Raw genomic sequence first — 18,987 nt, forward strand, 5'->3', positions numbered from 1 at the left:
GCTCGTTCGTTCAACAATTTTCCCTGTTGGTTATATACAATGAGTATTGAAAGGGTTAGCCGTATCCTAAATTACGTGGTGTTTCGTGAATTTTATTAAGCGCAGGATCTGTTTCTATCCAATTAACATCTGATTGATCTGCGAAAATATAATCGTCATGAAGCTTATCGATCCTTGCATAATTCCCTATTTCCCGGCGATTTGCATAGGTAACAACCTCACAAGAATTTTGCTCAGATGGCAATCTCTCCGTATTTGTAGAACGAACAGTGTTCGCAGTAGGTACACGCTTAGCGACCTCAGCTTCGACCGACTTCTTATGAGAATTTCTCTTACGCATTTGATATACATTGGTAGTTTTCCCTGCTGGTAACAATACTGGTATTGAACCACCACGAGGCAATGTGATTTTGTCTACAAATCGTAATACACCGTGTTCTAATAGCATTTGAGTATACTTTTTAGCTGTATTTCGGTTGCCTATACCACACCAATAGCACGCAAAGGTTAAGCTGAATGCAGTTGGGTCATCAATCTGATCGATGAAAGCTCGTTTACATTGTAATAGCTCTTTAAAACCAACATACAATCTTTCAGCTGACTTAGCATCAGTTGGCAACTCAGGTAAATCTGTAACTGGTTGAGGGATAATCAGCCCTGAATCTATCAATAAACGAGTTAACCAAGCTTTGTGCATACCAGATTTAAACTCTGTCTGAGGTATCCGACGACCACACTTCATCATTGCAAATATATGCGCCAAATCGAACTTAACAGGGCCTGAGCTTAAAGTAGTCTCATGAACTTCATTGAAAGCAAAATATACAAGCCTTGTTGTATCTGAAAGAAGGCCAAGGCTGCAACTTGGTTTTCTATCTTCTACACCCGGAATTACAGACGAAAATGATTTGGAATAGTTTGATTTGGAACCAATACCCTCTACCGGAAGACCCATATACTCTGCTGCGCGAAGCCATGTTCCCGGATGCGAGAGTAATTCATCGAACTGCTCCTTAGTAAATGGCGCCTTAAGAGCTGGTGGTACTACAAAACCATTAGCAGAGCCATTACTAGAGGCTTTTCCGAACTGGCAAGGTAATCTATCTTTCGAACCTTCACTTACTGAACTTAAGGAAACGTATCCTCTGTTCACTTTCTTTTTAGTTTTTATTTTAGGTTCTTTGATTGTTATCTCTTTACCGTCATTGAATGTAGAGAATACAAAGTCATTTAGTACATTTACTGATGGTAGGTAGAAAAGCCTATTAGCATTAGTACAAGTTTGATCAATTTCAATGTTAAAGCGTTTAGCAGTTCCAACGTATACCTTATGAAAATCTTCTGGTTGTATTGGATTTGATGGAAATAGGATTACTCTCCATCTTGGTGCTTCATAGGTAGCACTGTATGTTGAATGGATTATATGAGCATATCCTTCAAGCTTACTTTCGAGTTGGCTTAAAGTGTAAGTGGTTGTTTTACAATCAACATCATAAACGAGAAGTGAAAGTTGTCTCACTTCTTCTATCGCTTTAGTTTTTGGAGAGTTAAACGTTCCTGGAATGTATGCTGGAACAGATTTATCTGTAGCTTTTTGGTGATGGGTTAAGATCTCCACAAGTTGAGCTTTGGTTAATGCCAACTCTTCTGTATGTAGATCGCGTTCGTCATCAACAAATGTTAATGGGTATGTTTTCTCTATAGCCTTTAAAAAGGCGTGTTTAGTCCCTGCCATAAGACACTCTTTTTGAGAGCATCCATAGTTGGGGACATTGACCTAATTATGATAGCTAGTATAATTAGGGGTGAAGGGCGTCCTCCAAACTTAATTGGATGCTTGAAGGATAGAGATTGCAGTCTTTATCCATCACAATATTTAATGTTGTAATGAAGCTGTTAGCCTTGCAGGGCTTTCAGCTTTTTTTTTACCATCGTTATGGTTTTAGTTGTAGAAACACATAATTGCAGTTATGTTTTTGAATCTACGAACTTATTAGATTTTAAGTTGATCTTGTCAATAGATCAACGATCTACTGATCATAATAGATCGTGCTGTAACCTATTGTTTATGCGATAGATTTAATGAAAACGGCTAGATCTCCCCATATTTCCTTGATCAATTATCAAACTTTCAATACCGATCCGAACTTTCAGTACCGTTTTGAACTTTCAATACCGTTTTTCGATCGTTTTTTTGTTATTTTCAAGTTTTCACGTTTACTCTTTTTTCATGAATGCACGTAATTTTTAGCCATAAAAGGGTGCTTGATTTTTTAATGTTTTAATAAGTTGTTGATTAAAAAGAAAAATGTTTTTCTAAAGGATATTTGTTGAAATCATCTTTCCCGATTTAGGTTCAATTTATTTATTTTAATTCACTTTATTGGCCTTTAAATGCGTAGTGAATCCGTAAAATTTTTAAAAGTATGGAATCGTATTGGGCTGATATTGTAGTGATTTAGATCTCATTCTGAAATCTGTTGATTTATATACATTAATTATCAGATTCCCCTCCCCTATCCTATTATTGTTATGGTTTAGAGTTTTTATCTCTAGAAACAGTACTTGATAATACTTTTTGTACCGTTGATGCTCTCTAAAAGTTCCGCTGGTAAGTGACGACGTAACATTTTATTTTTATTACAAAACACTACCGTTTCTTCGCTCTAATAATTAGTAATTTTATTGTTTCCATAAAAAAGGTTGGCATTAAGGCCAACCTCGTTTATCTATTATTATGAATCGTTTAAAGGTACAGATTTTTCAGTATTAATGATGAAGTATCTATTTCTGGCAGTAACACGAACTGGCCATCTTCAAGTGACACCCTTATTCCACTTATGCAAGATGTCTCTTTCAATGCTATACCCTGATTGTTATAGATGGATTCGTACTCTACATCGATAACTTCAACTTCTCTATCAAGACTCTGGTCATACTCTTTTACTGACGCTTTAATCGCATGATTTTTTAGTATCTCGCTAAAGCTTTTCTTAAATTCCGTGATTGATAATTGTGGTGCTGTTCGGTCTTTAAGTTCCAGCCAATCTATTATTGCCATGCCTTTTTCACTGAAATAGTTTGATGTCCATAAATTAAATCCAAACACCAGACTATTCGATGTGGTTAGTGCATTTGAATACACTCGGGTCAATTCATGTATTGCCTCAGTGTTTCCGTCTATTTGTCTTTTTATTTGAGCAATAGTTTCTGGTGGGAATTGCAATTGCAGCACAATTGATCCTGGTGCTTCACTGGACTCTCCTTCGACTCTTAATGTCAGCATGTTTAGGTGCAAAGCAGAGTTGCTTGTCATCCCATATCTATGAAGAAACCATTTTGGTAGCTGTCGAATATGGAATGTTGTACCAGACAACCTCCTTATTGCTGTTAGTGCTGAGTTTTTATGGCCTCCGGTTTTGGGTAGCCTCAATGAGTTCAAAATTGCATTTAGAGGTATATTATAGGTTTCTGTAACTAACTCATCATTTTTGATTCTTTCTTTAATTATGTTTTCAAGGACAGTTATTGTTCCTATGTAGTATTTTAAATCGAATAGTAAAGCTATTCTTTCACCCTTACCGGAACGTGTTTCTACAGCAACTCGCTCTGGTCCCCACAAAACATGTGATTCAATCTTGGTTGCATTTCCCTTGCGGTTAAAACGTAAAGCACCAAATAGTACAGTTGTTATTAGGTCGCAAAATGCTATATCTGTCAGCTCATGTTGGTTTATTAAATCTACATCTTCAATTTGTACTATTGGACGCGTGTCATTCTGTTTACTGTCTTCTTCTACCAATTTCTCGAATACAGCTGATAAGTTCGGTTGCTTAAATACGTAAAGCATACCTCTACGTCTATTTATTGGATCAGTTGTACAGGTGACAGTTTCAACTACTCCTAACTTTTCTAATTCCTTTAGATAGCTTCTTATAGTATTGACTGATAAACCAAATGAGTCTGAAACTTTACTAAGAGATGTTATTGATTCTTTTGAGCGCTCGCAAATATCGAAAATGGCATTGACCATTTCTCTTTTTTTAGGAGCTACACCTACCGAGGGTAGGAAGCGGTTTACTTTTAGCTGGAGCTCAGCATCTTCAAATTTCACTAGTGGAGCGCTTAAACCTTCTTCTTCATGAAGATGTATAAGGTCCAATGCGTCTGTTTTATTTGTTGCCATTTGATAGCTCTCTATTGCTTTGTTGTATAGGTGGCTATACAGGTCTTTGATAACCACAGTACACCGAAATCGTTATTTGACGTTAGGATTACCCTAAATGTCTCCCACGTGGGAGACTTTGGTAAAACGACCTATTTATCTATATCTTTCAATTGGTTAGGTGCTATTTTAATTTTTAAAAAATTAACTCTGACCAGTACTGCCACACTCGTTTCAGAGTGAAATGTCTCCCACGTGGGAGACTTTTGCAAAACGACCTGTTTATCTTTATTTTTCAATAGGTTAAGTGCGAAATTAATTTTTAAAAAATTAACTCTGACCAGTACTGCCATGCTCGCTTTAGAGCGAAATGTCTCCCACGTGGGAGACTTTAGCAAAAAGACCTTTTTATCTATATCTGTCAATAGGTTAGGTGCTATTTTAATTTTTAAAAAATTAACTCTGAGCAGTACTGCCACACTCGTTTCAGAGTGAAATGTCTCCCACGTGGGAGACTTTAGCAAAAAGACCTTTTTATCTATATATATCAATAGGTTAGGTGCTATTTTAATTTTTAAAAAATTAATTACCTATAGTTACAAGGCTTGTTCAAATTATAAACAACAATCAGGTAAAGTAAATATAAACGGCCAATCGAACCGAAAAATGTACTACTTTTCAGTCAGGATATAAAAAACATGATGTTGCTGGGGTATTATGGCATAGATTTATTGATAAGGCCTAACTGGTGGCGTAATATCACTAAAAGCTTAGATTATTCAAGAGGAACTGGTGTTTATGGCTAAATCTAGAAAGCCCATTTCGCTTATTTGCTACAACCATAAGGGTGGTGTGGGTAAGACTTTTATTGCGAGTTGGTTAGCATACTTATTTGCAACCGGCGGAGTAGATAAGAAAGGTAAGAAGTATCGCGTTGTCTTAGTTGACCTTGATAGCCAACAAAACTCCAGTAAAACATTCTTAGAGATGCAATATAGAAGTGGGTTGCCATATCTATTACCGCCATTACATCCAGACTACGTAGATGGCGACCCAGATAACGGCACGTGGAATGGTTACTCAACGAGTTCAGACATACTCTTCGATCGTCAATTTGTATACTACCCAGTTAAAGATGTACCTAACTTGAAAGTTCTTCCATCTGAGGGGCGTGTAGATAGGCTGAATGACGTTTTCTCTGATAGAGATGCATACATTCCACTGATCTCTGAATTGACAGAAACATACCTTGAAGTAGAAGGTGACTTGGATGAAGTTGATATTATTATCTTTGATTCACCACCAAGTAAGACAGCGATTACTGAAGGCTTTATGACAAAGTGTTCACACGTGATCATTCCGACACAGCTGGAATATGATTCTGTAGAGGCTGTACCGAATCTACTTGAAACAATTCGAATCAACAATGAATCCACTGACGAACCAATAAACGTTGTTGGTGTTATTCCGAACCTCGTTCGTTCTAGTAGTTTGACTAATAGTGAGTTAGAACAATTCACAAACCTCATTGAGAATGTGAGTCGATACGAACCGGTACTAAATACTAGTAATCTTGTACCGGATGACTTCTTTTTAGTGAATCGAGTGATTTTCAAACCTAGACGTAAGCCAGATAACTTAGAAGAAGTTTTCTCATTAAAGAAAGATGTTAAAGCTACGGAAGAAATGACTAAGTTATACAAATTTGTAAGTGAAAGAATTGGTGTTTAATTATGGCCGAAAGTAAAAACAAAGTTACTGTAAGAGGACGTAATCGACGTTCATCTGGCCTCGATAAAATGGAGCAAGCTCGTTCTAAAGTACGTGAGCAACAGGAACAGCAAGACAATGGAAATCAAGAGTCTCAACAACCTTGGGAACCAGCAATCAATACAGGTGCTAAAGATTGTATCCGTGATGATTTAGCTATCGCTTCTGTCAGTCCTGACCCTCAGAATGCTCGTGACTTTCCTGTTATCAGGCCAACAGCTGAGGCTATGTTTCTTGCTCAGGCAGAAAATGTCGGTAAGCCTTATGTGATTATTGATAAAGGAACCATAGTTAATAAGACCCCTAAAAACCATCCGTTATACAAACACATTCAAACTCAGATTGATGAAATAGTTCTACTAGCTGAACAGATCCGTGAGGGTGGTGGAATTTACCAGTCAATAGAGGTGTACCGTGTCGGAGGTACTGATTACAGAATTGTGTTTGGACATAGACGTTTTTATTCAGTTGTATATCTAACTGGATGGGATGGTGTATGGCCGTTCCAGGTACACAGACAGAAACCAAAGTCTCCTAAGTTAAGACAGTTTGCTGAGAATAACTCCAGAAGTGATCTGGCTCTTCATGAAAAAATATATGCTTTTAAAATGGCATATGATGAAATCAAAGAAGACGAATCCAAAGATCTGACGGCTGTCGAAACCATGAAGTTGATGGGTTTGAAAAATGCGTCCTTCTACCGATATCTGATGCTAAACAAATTCCCGTTCATCTATGATGCCGTTCGTGATGGCATTGACTTTATGACCATCCGGGAACTTGAAGAAGCTCTCAAATTATCAGATGGAACGGAAGATGAAGAACTAGCTGTTAAGATGAACCTAGCAGAGATGTTCTTAAATAATTCCAAGCCAGTTCCTGAATACTTGAAATTAATTAATGAAGACGAAGATCTAGAGTCACCAAATGATTCTGATCTGGGCTTAAATGGCAATGACCAAAGTAACGAGAATGACGATTCCCAAGCAGGTAAAGAACCACAAAATGAGACTCGAAGAGGTCGTAAAGCCAAATATTATGTCCCGCCAAGAATCAAGAATACCAATGTAGTTAAAACGCTTCTCACAAGCGACATAACTAAAATGGAGATTGAAGGTATCAACTGGGAAGAGGTTAATTGGGAGGATAGGGCACAAGTAAACCAATGTCTCGATGCCACGATAAAAGCTCTTGAAGAGATGAAACAAGAAGATTAGGAATTATAAAGGTCACATCGTGACCTTTTTTTATATTCGAATGTGAAGTAAAGACTAAAGTAAACACAAAAAAAACCACCCTACTGGCCAGTAGAGTGGTTTGGAATATTGGATTAGTCTAGATCTAGCAAATCATCGCCAAAATCAAGATCACTTTGGTCGAGGGAGACAGTATTCGAATCTGCTGGCTTGGTAACATTCGAACTTGATTGACTGTCAGCCGATGTGCCACTACTCGTTATTGTTTCCGATGTAGGTGCGCTACTTGGAATATCTTGAGCAACTACCTGATGAACTGGTGATGCTACTGCAGGCAATCCTCCTAGCTGTCCATTCTTAACCATTAAGCCGAGTCTCATTAGATAACGAATTTCTTCCGCTCGGCCCTTTTCATTGATTCGTGAAAGATGGTCAAAAAGGTCAGGGTGGATGTCTTGAAGTACACGTAGATTACATCTTACAAACTCTACGTCGTTTTGAAGCTGTTGAGGCTTACTCATAACATGCTCCTATTACTTCTTGAAAAGACCTTTTCTCACCATTGCATTCATTCGTTGCATGCCACCTTCTTGGAAACCAATTACGTTTGCACGCAAGCTATCTTGAAGAATTTGAATATCATGGTTTGGAAATGCTTTCTGTAAAGCTGGTTTGTAAAGCGCAGCCGGGCCACCTACGATAATGATGCGGTCCAAATCTTGAGCGTCACCAACCTTGTTTACGACAGTTGAGATTGCTTCTTCCGCAACTGAATTGATAGCATCTGTGAAATCAAATTGCGGTGTTTTATCGCATCCTTGATGAACTGGGAAATCCATAGTACGACCAAACAATTTTAATTTACCAGTTACAAACGCTTGATCTAATAGCTCAACATTGATGTCGTTGATACGTGTAAATGACGGATGCTCTTTGAACACCTCTAATGCAGCATCTGCTACGGTTGCCAATACACGTGACATGCCAGCTTCATAATCACCAGAACGGTTTTCATTGGCAATTAGACCACGAGTAACAAGCCAGTCGACAGTTAGGTAACCTGGGTCAACTACAAGCAGGTTTTCATTCTTCATTTCATTAAAGCGACCTTGACCGCCTTCACGCGCATAAGCCAATAAACCACCTAGTGGCTGTGCAATAACCCAAGCTGACTTAATAGTAATCTCACGGCCTTCGCCAAGATCATGCTTTCCTTCTACCATTTGTTTTAGTTCTTCACGGCGAGGCATAACCGAAACTGGTAGACCACAAACAAGCAAATCTACTTGTTCATCAGGAATCATTTTTAGAGCGCCAAGTAATAATGCTTTGTATCGCTCAGAATCAATGTATCCCTCAGTGTTTAACACGCGAGAAGATCGCGGGTCAGAAGAAGCGTGAACATCTTCACCGACCTCATACTTATTTTTACCTACTGGTACCACAACGGTTTTACGTGAACTAAGGATGTCACTGCCTAAATTCTGCTTACTGTACTTAACAGGTACTGGTACGGATGGGTAAGTACGAATAACAAAGCCTTCTTTTGTTACTCCAGTCACTGTAGATGACGTGCCGTAGCCAATTTCAACAGATCTAACGATTGGATCAGTCATATTTTACTCCAGTAAATGGTTTCAACCATCATTCAAAAATTGGGTGGTGTCCTCTACGACCTTATAGCAGTCGCGTGGGACTTCTGAAATATAAACGCTACATATTGAAATTGCAATAGATTCATTAAAGTGTTCGTTGTGACTTCCATGAAGTCACACAAGACTTCTTGAATAGAATCCAAAATATTTCCAAATACAAGCAAGTGTCCTACATGACTTCTAGGGAGTCGCATGGAACACCCGTCACCATTGAGATTTTTGACTGATTAAAAAGAATTGGGCTAGAAGCGAATAAAAAACGAGCAAATCAAGCGTTTTACTATGGTTAGTAGTGCTGATGCTGATGTTAGGTAAGCCAATATCAGAAAATATCGACGTAATTGATACCTATGAGCGTCCCATTTAGAACTTAGTCATAGAAAATCGAACCCAAATTACCAATTAAAGTGGTGCAAATAAGGCTAGATAATCACCACGGTTGCAAGAAAACTCCTTCAAAATCTCCAGTCATAAATTCTTCAATATTTTGATTAAAGTCGGCGCCGAACTGAATGATTGCATTTGTTCATAATTTGCCGATTTGCATAAAAGTCGGCACCGAACTCGGTGCGGATGTTTGATAAAACAAAATTTGTTGAACTTGAGATAGTTTGTGGTTTGTAAGTCGGTCGGGACTAACTCGGCACCGAACTAGAGTGTTGAGTTAAACCTAACTTATGCAGGAAACCAGCAATGTCGGCACCGAACTAGTGCCGGATATTAGACGTTAATTTTCAGCGCCTGGATATGTCAAAAAACAACGAAGTTTAATGAGCATTAAACCCGGCACCGAACTGCAAAAGAGACGTATCTCTAACATTGCCGAAATCCAGCTAACTCGGCACCGAACTATTGCAGGGCTTGCTTGCACTTTCCTCTTCGTTTTTTACGAATTCATCAAGGAAATGCAAACCCGGCACCGAACTGAACGTGGAGGTCATTCCTTCACCCGTTGCCGGAATAATCAAACACGGCACCGAGCAAATAGGTGTAGAGATTGAAAAATAAAAAGAGGTTTGAGGGGGCGTATGCCAAGACAGTCAATCGAAACTGCTAGGGCAGAAATTAGAACCACCTTAGAAAAGCTCATTGAAGAGGCAACCACGGTTGTTGATGGCTATTGGATTGAATTCAGAATGATGAATATGAAACTCCAAGAGCGTGAGCGAAAAGAAGGGGCTCCAGAAGGTTATCTTCGAGGGAATTATGGTCCTCGCATTACCGTTCGAACGGGTAAGACATATATCGAGTGGGTTTTTTACGGGCCTGGTCGTTATGGGGGAAGAAAGAAATCGTGGGGTGAGCGAGTAGCTCCTAGAAAGGGTCCGGTATATCAAATGTCCCAGTTCGCTAAAAAGGCTCAACCTTGGGAACTTGAGATGATTGAAGAAGCTGAAAACAAACTTCGCCCTTTACGTTATGCAATTGAACATGTGCATGGAGCTCAGGCTTATCTAAGTCGTCTCCTTTCAAAAATGGATAAAACCGAAACAGAAACACTGAACTCTGAGGAACAAGAATAATGGCAGAACAAAATTCACAACAAAATGGAACGGAACAAGGCAATCGACCATCTGCGCGCAGACCACAGCAAAGACGCAATGAGTTTGTGCAAACACGCAAGTCAGTTCCTTACACCTTGCAAGTGCAATCAAATGCAATGCTGGATTATATGTCACGTAATGGTGGAGCAGCAGCTGGGGCATTCCAACGAGTAGCAGGTCTTATCCAGTTCACAGCGAATGACACAGTTGTACGTGAGCGATTGGATACGTGGTTTGAAAGTGTAATCGCCAATGCATCTGAGCGTGCTAACGCATTATCTGTACAGCAGGAAAAATATAGCGAAGGTATTGTGACTAATGTGCCTCGTCCAAAGGTTCCTGAAAACTACAAGTACGTCGTTGAGATCACTCACCCAATTTTTTGGAAACTGATTGGTCTGGTAGAGATGATTGATAACGTTATGGGAGAGATAGAGTTCCTATGGTTATCTGGCCAATTGGAAGACGTTCACCTGCAGAACGCTCAAGGCCAAGCCATCAATACTATTCGTACAATGGTCAATCGTATCTACTACGTTACCAATGCATCACGTAATCGTAAGGGTGGTTTATACAATCCTGATGCATACAACGAACTAATGCAGGCTCTAATCAAAAACGAAGAAGCTCCAGAGCACCAAGAGAATGAAACTGGTGAGCAGGAAGCCGCTGCAACAGCAGCGTAGTGATTGGAGTCCTTCATGCTTAGCCGCTTAAGAGGTGCGGTACACAAAATGTTATCAGGAGCTGCCGAAAGGGTGGCTCCTGATACTGGTAGTGTAGTTATGCCTGCACCAGAACTGTCTATTGAAGATCTGATTCGATACCCGCCAGAAACAAAAGGTATTCCAGTTATCACATTGGAAAAAATACTTGCTTCTCAATCAGAGATATTGCGATTGATGCATCGTGATTCTGGTCTGCCTGACCCAGAAGAGGATAAGGGGAGCTCAAAAGGTGACAAAAAGAAGAAAGAGTATCAGCTTAACTTCGATACACTTTTTCGTCAGGTTGTTACCAACTACATTCGATATGTCCATTTACTTCCTGCATCTGAAAACCACCATCATAGTGATGTTGGTGGTTTGGCTCGTCACAGTTTAGAGGTTGCACTCAACAGTTTGCGCCGTTCACAGCAACAAGTGTTGCCAGCAATTGGTCATTTAGATGAAGAGCAGGCTAGAAAACCACGTTGGCAATACGCAGCGTGGATTTGTGGGTTGCTACACGATGCAGGGAAAATTCTATACGACATGCGCGTATATGATGTTGATACCGGTGAAGACTGGAACCCATACCTTTCTGACCTAATTTCTTGGGCTCACGAAAACAAAGTATCTCGATACCGTGTTACGTGGAAGCCTGAGCATCGCCATAAAAAACACGAAAATTTAAGTGTCCAAGTTTTGGAATGGATTCTCACTCCAGAAGCCAAGTTCTATCTAATGGACAATTCTGATGAACTTCCAATAGCTATCAACCATGCACTTGCACATTACGGTGGAAGTGATGGCTATCTGCAGACGTGCATCCGTGAAGCTGATAGCGCGAGTACGGAAAAAGATATTCGAACTCAGTGGCATGAAATGATTGGTAAACGTCGCTACCCATTGGAAAGCGCAATTGTTAAAGCAATGCGCCGGCTTCGTGATAGTTGGGATGTAAATAAGCCCAAAGGTCATATATGGATTATTGGTGAGGAAGTTTATCTAGCGTGGCCTAAGTCAATTCAACTGATTGTTCAGCAACTACAAGAAGACAAGGTAGATGTTCCTGTAAACCCAACGCGAATTCTGGAGATTTTGGAAGAGCGTAATTTGGTTAATCGGATGGATGAAAGCGTTACATACAGCATGTTTACACCAGAAATGGAAGATGTGACTGGAGCAGAACGTGTCATTCAACTTGCTTGGCCGGGGCTACTATACGAAACCATGCCCGTTCCTAGATCGGTACCTGGAGTCTTGCGTTTAAATAACGATGGCAAGTCACTTGAGTATAGAAAAGATGGTTCTGTTGTTGAGATTGATCCAGAGCATGATGCTGATGAAAAAAACACAGGTGCATCGGAATCACAGTCTAGCCGTGAAGCGACAAAGCAGCGTAAGAATCTGAAAAATACTACTAAGGCTGAATCTGAAACAGATGTTGGGTCAGTGGATTCCAATGCCTCAAATAAAGCCGAAGAAAGTAAACCTAAGAAGCCACGCAAGAAACAGGCGGCTAAAAAAACAGTCGATAAAAAAGATAGTTCTACACAGGCATCAACTCCACCTAAAGCAACTGATAGTAACAAAGGTTTAGTGTTTGCTAATCAGGGTGCTCCAGCACAACAAGATAAACCAAACAAACAGAAGCCAATCGAAGAAACGCAAAAGCAGGTGTCTACTCATAAAGCTGTTGATACCGGCAATGACGCAAATATGGAAGTGCCAGCGTTCTTGATGGCCGATGAATACGACGGTGAATTCCAGTCTCAGGCTGGTGGTGATATGGATGTGCCAGCATATCTGCTTGAGGAACAGGAAGTAGAGCATAAACCTTCAACGGAGAAAGCAACGCAGCTTTCACATAATCCTGAGATGGAGACTGCTGCAAATAAAGAACCTACTAAATCTGTAAGTCAAGAAGCCTCACAAATCAAACCTAGAAAACCACAAGCACAAAAAACTGAGGGTGTTGTGCCTATGGGAACTCTTCTTAAGCGGAAAGAAGCATTTAAGAAAGAACGACCACAAGCTGCACAGCCGAAAGGTTGGTTAGGGCAGAAAAAACACGGTCGCTCTCAAGCTGATTCGTTCCTAATTGATTTGGCAAATGCAATGGCAAATGGCGATTTGAGTGTTGAAGCAGGTAAGGGAATCTTCCTGACCGATGGCCAGTTGCACATCGATACACAAATGATGACAAAAGTGCTCGATGTTGAGGCGGGTCCAATTTCATCGACCTTGAAGAATGAGCGTTTACTCGATTACGACAAGCTGAAACCAAACCTACTTGTTCAGCGAAAAACATTTGGTCGCCATAAGGCAATGGTTTTTTCTCTCATTAAACCAGTTAGCCAGCAAATTTGTTCAGAGCTCGGGATAACTATCACGAACATTGACTATTCCGCTGAGGAACAAAGCCAAACCGTCAAAGTAACTAATCCAAAAAGTGATGCCTTAAGCCCAAAAGATCCTAAAGGTAACAACAACGCTAAACAGCCTGTTCCAACCCCTGAAATAACAGGAGGTCAAGCCGTTGGAGAGGAAGACGAAATCACCATGCTTATGACGTACCTAAATGCGAAATCAGAAGCTGGATGTGAATTCATGCAAAAAACAAAAGATGGCCGTCATTGGGGGATTTACGCCCAAGGCGCTATCAAATCATTTATTCAAGATGTACGCCCGGGGGCAAGTCGAAATGGGTTATCTAAGGAACTGACTTTGATGGCTGATGGAGTGACTGACTTAGAAACCGATTCAGGGCGTAAGAAGCATCTCTTGATTCGAAAAGAACTAATTGGGTAGTGAGGTTCAATGATAGATAGAGGTAAACAATTCTGGATGGAAAACATGTTCCGTCCAGTATTCGAACTAAAACAGGCGCAGATATGGTTTTTTGGTGGCTTTATAACTCTGTTTACAGGGGGATTGGCCTTAGACACTTCTGTACCTATTCATGTAATCCTCTTTGGGTACATGATGATTCAATCTGGAATTCGCGTTAAACAAGGCCTGCCTTTGTTAAAGCGCCAGTTCAAGTTGTTTGTTAATTATTTTTACGTAATCAGTGCACTGGAGTTTCGAGAGAAAAATCTCAAGAAGAAGGATACCGCGTTTCTTGGGCGTGGCTTTCCCTGGGGGCCAGAACATGCCCAACGTGCTTATCAAGTTATGTCTATGTCTACGGACTATCTAGAGATAAAGCTGCCGTTGGTGCTTCGCCCATTCAGTAAGAAGTACGAAAAAACCACACGTAAGCTAGGTGGTCGTCCTTGGATACATGGTCTTGGTGAGGAAAAGGAAGTTACAGCAGATGAAAGCGTATTCCATGCTCACTCAGTAATTTTTGGAAATCCGGGTACCGGAAAAACAACGCTGTTAAACATGTTATCAAGTGGTGCGCTTCATCGTGGGAACGTAATAATCATTATTGACCCAAAAAACGATGCGGATTGGCGAAAAACAATTCAGCGTGAATGTAAAGCTCTTGGTATGGAAGATAAGTTCTATTTCTTCCATCCATCGCACCCAAGTAAGAGTTGTAGGATTGACCCGTTAACTTCGTATGTTCGTACCACTGAGCTCGCGTCTCGCTTGTCTTCGTTGCTTCCGGGCGAAGCGGAATCAGACCCATATGTTCAATTCGCATGGAAATGTATTTATCAGGTTATTGAAGCTCAGTTATACGTTGGCGAGAAACCGCAACTTACGAATATTGCCTATTACCTAATGAGCGGCAAGTTCCAACTAGCCAAACGATGCCTTGATAAATTGTTCTGCGAAGTTTTGGGGCCTGATTGGGTTACCACTATGGGTAAAGACATCGAGAAAATGGGACAGGGCAGCTTGATCGCTGGAATGTGTTTTTACTACACGCAAAATCTGCAAGCTGATCATCCAAACCCTGCGGTCAACGGTATTGTTGAGATGGTGTCACACCCTCAAGAACACATGACGAAAATGTTAGGCTCGACAGCACCATTGTTTGCTCAGCTGACATCTAAACCACTTGATGAATTGTTATCTCCAACTCTACGTATGGATGAAACCGATGATGAACGACCTATCGTTGACACGGATAAACTCGTTCGAACTGGTGGTGTTTTGTATGTTGCGCTGGATAGCTTGTCTGACTCAATGGTAGCAAGTGCAATTGGTAAGTTAATTCTTGCTGATGTTTGTGCGGCAAGTGCACGTCGATACAACTATGAAGAAGGTAAAGGACGTCGCGTTAGCTTGTTCGTAGATGAAGCCCACGCATGTATAAATGACCCACTAATCAATATGTTAGCTGTCGCTAGGGGCGCGCAATTTGAGTTGTATGTGAGTAGCCAAACTTTGCCCGATTATATTGCTAAAACCAATGAGGCACAGGCTCGTCGTATCCTTGGTCTAGCCTCAAACCTATTCTGTTTACGTGTGAACGACAACATCACACAAGAATATGCGACAGAGAACTTTGGTGAAGCCAGCATCCGTGAAGTTGGGTTCTCTTTGAACTCTGGTACATCGACTACAGGTGCACTAGGTGAATTCTCTGGTGGGTTGAAAGAGCAGCTCAGTCAATCCCGCGAGAAGGTTTTCCCTGCAACTTTGCTAGGTGACTTACCAAACCTCCAATACATCGCACGTTTATCTGATGGCCGTAAGGTGAAGGGGCGTATTCCGTTCCTCAAGGCTGCGTAAGGACTAAATATGTTTAGCGATAAAGATACCAATAAGCAGAAAAACTTCTTTGCCAGAATGGTGGGAGCTGTTGCCATGATCTCACTTGCGTATGTGTTGATTATGATGACACCAGAGGGTTACCGCCAAACCTTACAGGCTGAAATTAACGCCTTTAAAGGTGTTGTTGGCCCTACAGATTCAGCTCATGTATTACAGAATGCAGCTGACATGTATAGCTACGCATTTTTAGAAACCGGTGTTGTTTCTTCTATGGAAGAGTCAGTACAGATTACGGGGGTTGGTGGTGAGGAATTCTGGCGCACACCAATGATTCGAATCGTTGAAAACTTAAAGCTGATGTTCTACCAGACGGTTTTCAGAATGGCGGTGTTTTTCCACTGGTTAATACTTGGTGCTCCATTCATCTTCGCTTTGGCGTCGGATGGTTACTACAAACGAAAAACAAAGCAGTACGAGTTCGGTATTGCCAGTGCGAACTTATTTCGTATCTGGGTTAAAGCCGGGATGTTTGCCTTTTTCATTATCGATGTTTACTTCATTTTCCCCGCGGCAGGCGTGTTCGGAGTTCTACTGCCGCCGATTATGTTTGTAATCCTCGGTTTCTCACTCAGATATGCACTTAGCAACGTTAGTAAGGTCTTCTGATTTTATAAGCCCTCTCAATGGGGGCTGTTCATACACGGAGTTTTAAAAGATGTTCCCCTTTAGAAAGAGAAAGAAAGTACAAGAACCAAGAAACTTTAAGGAAGCAATCATTCAAGAGTCTGCTCGTCATCTAAAAGTTAAAAAGTGGACCGACGGCGTTAAGGCTGGCGCTATCGCAATCATGATGATGGTTAGTGTTGGGTACACTCTTAGCGATACGGCAAGTGAAAAGATTGGGCCTCACATCGCTGTCATTTCGCTAACAGGGCCAATTGAAACAGGGAACCGTGAAACTGATGGTTGGAAAGTAAGCCAAGTTATCACTGACGCTATTGAAGACGATAATGTAAAGGCCATACTAATTGAGGCTAATTCACCTGGTGGTTCTCCAAGTGACGCGGAGATGATTTATAAAACAATCATGAAGTACCGTTTCTCAGAAGAAAACACAAAACCAATCTACACGACAGTTAGAACTTCATGTGCAAGTGCCTGCTATTACATTGCGGCAGCAACAGACGAAATCTACGCAATGGATTCATCGCTGGTGGGGTCTATCGGTGTACGTATGGATGGTTGGGGCTTCCAAGATGTGATTAAGAAAGTTGGAGTTGAACGTCGAGTATTCCATGCAGGCACACATAAGGCATTAATGGACCCGTTTAAACCAGTATCCAAAGAGGAAAGGGCGTTCATACAAGACTCTATCTTAACCAAACTCCATACGCAGTTCATAAATGCAGTAAAGAAAGGCCGAGGCGACAGGTTGGTTGATAAGCCTGATATTTTTTCTGGGCTTATCTGGACAGGTGAAGAAGCTGTTGAACTTGGTCTAATCGATGGTGTAAAGACCCCGATGGAGATAGAAGCGTACTTGGAAAAACAACTTGGTGTTGATAAATACATATATCATGGACGACAGAAGTTTAAGTTGACTAATCTGTTTTCAATGGATGCGAGTACATTGGTTGATATGATTTCAGAGTCAATCTACCACGAGTTCAAATCTGACGTTAAAAGCAATTCCCTAACCCCTACATATTAATTAAATACCTCTAAAAAGCCCTACATAATCGCTGTGTAGGGCTTTTTTTATTGGCATTCTACCCTCTGTCATTAAGACACGATCAATCTACCATTCTTACGTGATTAATATAGAGAGTTAAGAAAATGCAAAATACTGCAGTAATGGACAAAAACATGCTTGGCGCGGGCTTCGATAGCAAGAAAGTAATGATGTTTCTCGTTGCGCTTGTTGGTGTAGTGGCATTTGCCCTAGCGTTCAACGCCTTAGCCGCGACCGGTACCCTTGAAGGTGAATTTGCTGACATGTGGGACGAAGTGAAAGGTCTAGCTGGTGGTGCTCCGGGCAAAATCCTAATGATGCTTATGGTAATGGGTGTTGTGTTCTTCTCAACTGTTAAGCCAAACCTAGTTGGTTTCGCTGGCTGTGTTGTGTCAGTTCTTGTACTAGCTAACGCTGGCAAGATCATCGATTCATCATTGACTTCAACAATTTTTGACGCTCCAGCTGCGTTACTACCACTTATTGGTGGCTAACCAACCCTTGATTGAGGCGCTGATCATTTCAGCGTCTTAATTTTTCCAATTTTGATGAATGAGAATGTATGGAAGATTCACAACAGCAAGCGCTTAGAAGTGACCAGCATTACCTCCCAATGCGAGTCAATGAACCAATGATGGTTATCTTTTGGGACGTAGACGAAGTAAGGCCAATCATCCTTTCTTTTGCTTTAGGTGTGCCGTTTGATGCTATCAACTACGTGCTACCTGTTGGGCTTTTGTACTTCTACGTGGCTAGAAGAATTAAAGCCAAATACGCCAAAGGAATTCTGAACCACATTGCATGGTGGCACGGGATTCTACCAATGAAAACCACGCGTTCAATGCCTGACCCGCTCATTAGAGAACTTTTCAGATAGGAGCACCATAAGTGTTTAAAAATTCCAATGCGCTGCGCTCATGGAGCTCAAGCGTAGCCTTATCTCGATTTCTAGTACAAAGCAACTTGGCTTTGGCCATTGCAGTAGTGGCATTGGCTTACGCCGCTTTAAGCAAAGATGAAACTGTCATCGTAGTGCCGCCAACGTTTACAGAAGAAATCACAATGGCAGGCAATAAGGCAAGCGAATCCTACAAAACAGGGTGGGGCTTATTTGCTGCGAACATGGCAGGCAACATCTCCGATCGTAACGCTTCATTCGTTGTCGATACGTTGAGAAAAATGTTCCTAGCACGTGACGCTGATGACTATGAACGCCAACTTCTATCTCAGGTAGAAGCCCTCAAGGTTCGTGGTGTAAGGGAAAACTTCACACCATTAGATCTAATTTACAACTCGCAAGTAGATACCGTTTGGGTTTACGGCGACAAGAAAACCACTTCAACACGCTCTGGCGCAACAACTACTCAAAAGTGGACATACGAAATCAAAATCGCCGCACGTAATGGTCAGCCTAAGATTACCCATTTTTCACAATATGCAGGCGCACCAAATACACGTAAGCGCGTAGTTGAACTTAAACAGCAGCAAGTTGAAGAGAAGAAAGCTGCGGAAGAAGAAAATAAACAGGCCGAGGAATAGAAAACCAA

General features: G+C 41.0%; 16 protein-coding genes. 11 read left to right on the forward strand and 5 right to left on the reverse strand.

Annotation, left to right across the window (positions count from 1 at the left end; genetic code table 11):
* Positions 1-55 precede the first annotated feature (55 nt).
* The 3 genes from R7Q39_RS26490 to R7Q39_RS26500 form a co-directional block, all read right to left on the reverse strand.
* A complete protein-coding gene (locus R7Q39_RS26490) occupies positions 56-1,735 on the reverse strand; it encodes a hypothetical protein (protein WP_225477993.1) in 1,680 nt (559 codons plus the stop codon).
* A 1,011-nt stretch (positions 1,736-2,746) separates the two neighbouring features.
* Complete coding sequence (locus R7Q39_RS26495; RefSeq protein WP_225477992.1) at positions 2,747-4,186, reverse strand: hypothetical protein; 1,440 nt, start codon at positions 4,184-4,186, stop codon at positions 2,747-2,749.
* A 131-nt stretch (positions 4,187-4,317) separates the two neighbouring features.
* Positions 4,318-4,644, reverse strand: coding sequence for a hypothetical protein (locus tag R7Q39_RS26500; protein ID WP_318077064.1), 327 nt, complete (start codon positions 4,642-4,644; stop codon positions 4,318-4,320).
* Between the two features lie 319 nt (positions 4,645-4,963).
* On the opposite strand from R7Q39_RS26500, the gene R7Q39_RS26505 reads away from it, so the two are divergent.
* Together R7Q39_RS26505 and R7Q39_RS26510 are read left to right on the forward strand one after the other, a co-directional pair.
* Positions 4,964-5,896, forward strand: coding sequence for a ParA family protein (locus tag R7Q39_RS26505; protein WP_053409734.1), 933 nt, complete (start codon positions 4,964-4,966; stop codon positions 5,894-5,896).
* A gap of 2 nt (positions 5,897-5,898) precedes the next feature.
* Complete coding sequence (locus tag R7Q39_RS26510; RefSeq protein ID WP_225477991.1) at positions 5,899-7,152, forward strand: ParB/Srx family N-terminal domain-containing protein; 1,254 nt, start codon at positions 5,899-5,901, stop codon at positions 7,150-7,152.
* Positions 7,153-7,265: 113 nt separating this feature from the next.
* Here R7Q39_RS26510 and R7Q39_RS26515 read toward each other — a convergent pair whose 3' ends face one another.
* The gene (locus R7Q39_RS26515; RefSeq protein WP_225477990.1) at positions 7,266-7,652 is read right to left on the reverse strand and encodes a hypothetical protein; all 387 of its coding nucleotides are present in this window, start codon (positions 7,650-7,652) and stop codon (positions 7,266-7,268) included.
* 12 nt (positions 7,653-7,664) lie between these two features.
* The gene (locus R7Q39_RS26520; protein ID WP_225477989.1) at positions 7,665-8,747 is read right to left on the reverse strand and encodes a PRTRC system protein D; all 1,083 of its coding nucleotides are present in this window, start codon (positions 8,745-8,747) and stop codon (positions 7,665-7,667) included.
* A 1,067-nt stretch (positions 8,748-9,814) separates the two neighbouring features.
* On the opposite strand from R7Q39_RS26520, the gene mobI reads away from it, so the two are divergent.
* From mobI to R7Q39_RS26565, 9 genes are all read left to right on the forward strand, one after another.
* Complete coding sequence (mobI, locus tag R7Q39_RS26525; protein ID WP_053409738.1) at positions 9,815-10,309, forward strand: conjugative transfer protein MobI(A/C); 495 nt, start codon at positions 9,815-9,817, stop codon at positions 10,307-10,309.
* The gene (locus tag R7Q39_RS26530) at positions 10,309-11,016 is read left to right on the forward strand and encodes a hypothetical protein (RefSeq protein ID WP_225477988.1); all 708 of its coding nucleotides are present in this window, start codon (positions 10,309-10,311) and stop codon (positions 11,014-11,016) included. The genes mobI and R7Q39_RS26530 overlap by 1 nt, the downstream gene beginning before the upstream one ends.
* A 15-nt stretch (positions 11,017-11,031) precedes the next feature.
* Positions 11,032-13,845, forward strand: a complete 2,814-nt coding sequence (mobH, locus tag R7Q39_RS26535) for a MobH family relaxase (RefSeq protein WP_225477987.1) — start codon at positions 11,032-11,034, stop codon at positions 13,843-13,845.
* 9 nt (positions 13,846-13,854) lie between these two features.
* Entirely contained in the window at positions 13,855-15,726 is a 1,872-nt protein-coding gene (traD, locus tag R7Q39_RS26540; RefSeq protein WP_072161358.1) for a conjugative transfer system coupling protein TraD, read from the forward strand.
* A 9-nt stretch (positions 15,727-15,735) separates the two neighbouring features.
* Positions 15,736-16,374 carry a DUF4400 domain-containing protein gene (locus tag R7Q39_RS26545; protein WP_225477986.1) on the forward strand — a complete coding sequence of 213 codons (639 nt, stop codon included), beginning with the start codon at positions 15,736-15,738 and terminating at the stop codon, positions 16,372-16,374.
* Positions 16,375-16,423: 49 nt separating this feature from the next.
* Positions 16,424-17,419, forward strand: coding sequence for a S49 family peptidase (locus R7Q39_RS26550; RefSeq protein WP_225477985.1), 996 nt, complete (start codon positions 16,424-16,426; stop codon positions 17,417-17,419).
* 125 nt (positions 17,420-17,544) lie between these two features.
* The gene (locus tag R7Q39_RS26555) at positions 17,545-17,934 is read left to right on the forward strand and encodes a hypothetical protein (protein WP_017190581.1); all 390 of its coding nucleotides are present in this window, start codon (positions 17,545-17,547) and stop codon (positions 17,932-17,934) included.
* Between the two features lie 68 nt (positions 17,935-18,002).
* A complete protein-coding gene (traL, locus tag R7Q39_RS26560; protein ID WP_053409744.1) occupies positions 18,003-18,317 on the forward strand; it encodes a type IV conjugative transfer system protein TraL in 315 nt (104 codons plus the stop codon).
* Positions 18,318-18,328: 11 nt separating this feature from the next.
* A complete protein-coding gene (locus R7Q39_RS26565) occupies positions 18,329-18,979 on the forward strand; it encodes a type IV conjugative transfer system protein TraE (protein ID WP_225477984.1) in 651 nt (216 codons plus the stop codon).
* The last annotated feature ends 8 nt before the right edge of the window (positions 18,980-18,987 follow it).

Origin of the sequence: Vibrio sp. 947, from assembly GCF_033339115.1 — a bacterium.
GTDB lineage: Bacteria > Pseudomonadota > Gammaproteobacteria > Enterobacterales > Vibrionaceae > Vibrio > Vibrio alginolyticus.

Excerpts from the sequence above, each read along its gene's own strand:
- R7Q39_RS26510 (WP_225477991.1), top strand. The coding sequence starts at position 5,899 with ATGGCCGAAAGTAAAAACAAAGTTACTGTAAGAGGACGTAATCGACGT.
- R7Q39_RS26555 (WP_017190581.1), top strand. The coding sequence starts at position 17,545 with ATGCAAAATACTGCAGTAATGGACAAAAACATGCTTGGCGCGGGCTTC.
- R7Q39_RS26545 (WP_225477986.1), top strand. The coding sequence starts at position 15,736 with ATGTTTAGCGATAAAGATACCAATAAGCAGAAAAACTTCTTTGCCAGA.
- R7Q39_RS26505 (WP_053409734.1), top strand. The coding sequence starts at position 4,964 with ATGGCTAAATCTAGAAAGCCCATTTCGCTTATTTGCTACAACCATAAG.
- mobH (WP_225477987.1), top strand. The coding sequence starts at position 11,032 with ATGCTTAGCCGCTTAAGAGGTGCGGTACACAAAATGTTATCAGGAGCT.
- traL (WP_053409744.1), top strand. The coding sequence starts at position 18,003 with ATGGAAGATTCACAACAGCAAGCGCTTAGAAGTGACCAGCATTACCTC.
- R7Q39_RS26490 (WP_225477993.1), bottom strand. The coding sequence starts at position 1,735 with ATGGCAGGGACTAAACACGCCTTTTTAAAGGCTATAGAGAAAACATAC.
- R7Q39_RS26550 (WP_225477985.1), top strand. The coding sequence starts at position 16,424 with ATGTTCCCCTTTAGAAAGAGAAAGAAAGTACAAGAACCAAGAAACTTT.
- R7Q39_RS26520 (WP_225477989.1), bottom strand. The coding sequence starts at position 8,747 with ATGACTGATCCAATCGTTAGATCTGTTGAAATTGGCTACGGCACGTCA.
- R7Q39_RS26495 (WP_225477992.1), bottom strand. The coding sequence starts at position 4,186 with ATGGCAACAAATAAAACAGACGCATTGGACCTTATACATCTTCATGAA.
- R7Q39_RS26530 (WP_225477988.1), top strand. The coding sequence starts at position 10,309 with ATGGCAGAACAAAATTCACAACAAAATGGAACGGAACAAGGCAATCGA.
- traD (WP_072161358.1), top strand. The coding sequence starts at position 13,855 with ATGATAGATAGAGGTAAACAATTCTGGATGGAAAACATGTTCCGTCCA.
- mobI (WP_053409738.1), top strand. The coding sequence starts at position 9,815 with ATGCCAAGACAGTCAATCGAAACTGCTAGGGCAGAAATTAGAACCACC.
- R7Q39_RS26515 (WP_225477990.1), bottom strand. The coding sequence starts at position 7,652 with ATGAGTAAGCCTCAACAGCTTCAAAACGACGTAGAGTTTGTAAGATGT.